The organism is Nocardia sp. JMUB6875 (assembly GCF_041154655.1).
GTDB lineage: Bacteria > Actinomycetota > Actinomycetes > Mycobacteriales > Mycobacteriaceae > Nocardia.
On the sequence record NZ_BAAFGR010000334.1, the window covers coordinates 1 to 3390 of the forward strand.

Consider the following 3390-nt stretch of genomic DNA (forward strand, 5'->3'; position numbering starts at 1 on the left):
GGAGTGCCGCGGCCCTCGATGGCGAAGCGGTAGATGGCTCCGAGCAGGATCGGCAGGCCCCGCGAGGATCAGCAGGATGCCGAGGACACGCAGCGGGGTGGCGATCGGGAAGTCGTGGGCGACGTGCCAGCGGGAGATGAGCAGCGGGATCAGGCCGGCGACGGTTCCGGGGACCAGCACGGTGAACAGCAGACTGCCCCAGGCGGCACGAGTGAACATGGGTGTTCCGATCGACGCGGTGATACCGGGCTCGCGTTCATGATATGCGTGCGAGCGGGTCCGCCGGAGCAATCACGCTCCGATCGCCGTCGCGAAATGCGTTGGCGCCCAGGGTCAATCCGCGCCGACCGATCAATTCGCGCTGACCACGTCCCGAGCCGGGGTCAGTTCGGAGACCAGGCGGCTGCCGGTGAGTTTGTAATCCTCGCCGACGAGTTCGTACATGCTGACGAAGCCGTCGAGGTCGTCGCTGTCGTGGTCGCCGCGCACGATCCAGAAATGCGGGATGCCGAGCATGGAGTAGACCCGCAGCTTGTCGATGGCCTCGCGCACCTGCGCGGGTTGCCAGACCGCTTCGATCACCGCGAACAGATTCGCCGGCGCGTGCGTGGTGCTGTGTTTGTCGGGTCGATGCCCGGGCTGGAACACCACACCGTCGGCCACGAAATTGTGCTGCCCGATCTCACCGCGGGCGAATCCGCTGTCGGCCACATACTGATCACCGGCGGCTTCATATCCGTACCCGCGCCAGAAATCGAGTACCTGGCAGACGATCCGGGAATACCAGAACGTGACGGGCATGAGGCTCAACTCCAATCTCCCGGATCGCAATTCCCAGGCCCAGCCGCGCGGGACGGTCGGCAGGGTCTCGAATTCGGCCCGCGTGCGCACGCCGGTTCTGGGCAGCTCGAGCTGGTGAATGATCGACTCCTTTCCGCTCCGGGCCGACAAAGACTGGAACACCTTAACCTCACATCGGATTCATAAGCCGTTCACCAGCACCTTTGCACCGCTCAGCCGGGCGATTCGGACAGAAAGGACATGGGCGAGGGGCTTGGTGAACCGGCGGTCCCGCTAACATCCGGAGATCAAACAAGTGAGCGCACGCTCAGGACATTTGACCAGTAGCTAGCGAATTGCCAAGTGCTGCCATGGGTTACATCAAACCCGTTGTTACACATACCAACTCGAATAGCTCCGAGGTGACCAGTCCCACAGCCCCGAACCGACCATTCCGGTTGAACCACCAACCTGGGGTCAGTAAAGTTACTCACTAGTTAGGCACGAAGGTGTTCCTACCTCGGCCCGACATTCTGTAAGGGGGCCAATTACTCACCGTCCGCATCCACCGACGCATGTCGGACGAACCCCGTTGGATACCAACAGGTTCGCAATTTAAGGAGGGGACGATGGTTTCCTACATCGTCACGGGCGGAACCGGATTCCTGGGACGGCGTGTTGTCGCCGGCCTGCTGGAGCGCGACCCGGAGGCCGTGGTCCACGCACTGACGCGTGAGGCGTCGGTCGCCAAGCTGCGCGAGATGGCCGACGGCTGGGGTGCCGGCGACCGCGTGTTCCCGCTGGTCGGTGACCTGACCGCACCCGGGCTCGGGCTCACCGATGAGGCGCCGCGCGCCGATCACGTCATCCACCTCGGCGCGATCTACGACATGACCGCCGACGCCGACGCTACCTACGCCGCCAATGTGCAGGGCACCCGCTCGGTCATCGAGCTGGCGCGCGAGCTCGGCGCGATGCTGCATCACGTCTCGTCGGTCGCGGTCGCGGGCGATCACAAGGGCAAGTTCTTCGAGGACGACTTCGACCTGGGCCAGGGCCTGCACTCGCCCTACCACCGCACCAAGTTCGAGGCCGAGAAGATGGTGCGCGAGGCCGCGGACCTGCGCTGGCGGGTGTACCGCCCGGCCATCGTGGTCGGCGATTCCCGCACCGGCGAGATGGACAAGATCGACGGCCCGTACTACTTCTTCCCGGCCATCGCCGGGCTGGCCGCGCTGCCGTCCGAGCTGCCCATGCCGATCCCGGATCTGGGTTCCACCAATATCGTTCCGGTCGACTACGTGGTCGATGCCATGGTCGAGCTGATCAACAAGCCGGGCCTGGTCGGCAAGACCTTCCACCTGACCAACCCGGAACCGCAGCCGTTCACCGAGATCTACAACGCCCTGGCCCGCGCGGCCGGTGCGCCGCACGCCATCGGCACGGTGCCGGGTTCGCACACCGCGCTGCACGCGCTCGGCGGCCTGCCGGGTGTGCCCGCGGTGCGTGATTTCCTGTTGGAGCGCTTCGGCATTCCCGCCGAGGTCGCCCCGCACACCTCGTTCGAGTCGACCTTCGTCTCCGACTCGACGCGGGCGCAGCTGCGCGGCACCGGCATCGAGGTCCCGCGCTTCGAGGACTACGCCGACACGCTGTGGAAGTACTGGCGCGCCAACCTGGATCCCGATCGCGCCCGCCGCGTCGAGGGTGATCGACTCGAGGGTCGCATCGTCCTGATCACCGGCGCGTCCACCGGCATCGGCCTGGCCACCGCGCACGCCGTCGCCAAGCGCGGCGCGACCGTGCTCATGGTCGCCCGCACCGAGCAGGATCTGGAGGCCGCGGCCGCCCAGGTGCGCGCGGAAAGCGGTGCGGCACAGGCCTACGTCTGCGACATCACCGACGAGAAGTCGGTGGAGCTGCTGGTCAAGCAGGTGCTGGCCGACCACGATCACGTCGACTACGTGGTGAACAACGCGGGCCGCTCGATCCGCCGCTCGGTGCTCAACTCCACCGACCGCATGCACGATTTCGAGCGGACCATGGCGGTCAACTACTTCGGCGCGGTCCGCCTGATCCTGGCGCTGCTCCCGTCCATGCGCGAGCGCCGCTTCGGCCACTTCGTGAACATCTCCTCCATCGCCGTGCAGACCAAGGTGCCGCGCTTCGCGGCCTACGTGGCCAGCAAGTCGGCGCTGGACAACTTCAGCGAGATCGCCGCAGTCGAGAACGCCGACGCCGGAATCACGTTCACCTCGGTGCGCATGCCGCTGGTGCGCACGGCCATGATCGCCCCGACCGACCTCTACAAGTCGATCCCGGTGCACAGCACCGAGCAGGCCGCCGACATCGTGGTGCGCGCCCTCGAGCACCGCCCGAGCCGCATCGACACCCCGATCGGCACCTTCGCCCAGTTCGTCGACACGGTCATGCCGTCGGTGAAACGCGCCATCCTGCACCAGGGTTTCCGCATGTTCGGCGAATCCAAGGCGGCCCGCAACGAACCCCCCGCCGCCGACCCGGCCGAAACCGCCGAAACCACCACGGACAAGCCGGATTCCCGCAGCCCCCTGCTGGCCCTGGCCCCGATCGTGCAGCCCCTCATGGGCC

2 protein-coding genes and 1 pseudogene are annotated in these 3390 nt (G+C 66.4%); 1 reads left to right on the plus strand and 2 read right to left on the minus strand.

Annotated elements, in window-relative coordinates; genetic code table 11:
* Nucleotides 1-219, minus strand: a pseudogene (locus ACAM49_RS39340) (hypothetical protein); the annotation flags it as partial.
* A 132-nt stretch (nucleotides 220-351) separates the two neighbouring features.
* The gene (locus ACAM49_RS39345; protein ID WP_369640601.1) at nucleotides 352-951 is read right to left on the minus strand and encodes a Uma2 family endonuclease; all 600 of its coding nucleotides are present in this window, start codon (nucleotides 949-951) and stop codon (nucleotides 352-354) included.
* 458 nt (nucleotides 952-1409) lie between these two features.
* On the opposite strand from ACAM49_RS39345, the gene ACAM49_RS39350 reads away from it, so the two are divergent.
* A partial coding sequence (locus ACAM49_RS39350) for an SDR family oxidoreductase (protein WP_369640602.1) occupies nucleotides 1410-3390 on the plus strand: 1981 nt, incomplete at its 3' end.